A 341-nucleotide genomic window follows, 5' to 3' on the forward strand; every position below is an offset into this window, starting at 1 on the left:
CCCATGGTGCAACTCCTCAAGGACGGCACCATCACCACCGTCGCCCAAGCCCTCGCCAACGAACTGGAGCCGGTCGAGGAGGAGTCCGACACCAAGGCGGACGACTCCGCAACACCTGCGGCGACAACGGACAGTACGCCTCCGGTAGCCGAGGTCGCATCCGTCAAGGCCAGTGGCGAGAGCACGGCCCCGGCGGCCGCTGCACCGTCCCTGCCCGGCGCCGGGGCCTCGCAGGCCCCCGAAGCAGCACAGGCGCCTCCCACGGACGAGCTCCTCGACTTCCTCAAGCAGGAGGTCGCCGTCGTGATGGGACTGCGGCCCGAACGCGTCAACATCAACCG

At 69.5% G+C, this 341-nt stretch carries 1 pseudogene; it reads left to right on the forward strand.

Features of this window, described 5'->3' with window-relative positions:
* A pseudogene (locus GTW67_RS35880) lies at positions 1 to 341 on the forward strand (hypothetical protein); the annotation flags it as partial.

Source organism: Streptomyces sp. SID5910 (assembly GCF_009862125.1).
GTDB lineage: Bacteria > Actinomycetota > Actinomycetes > Streptomycetales > Streptomycetaceae > Streptomyces.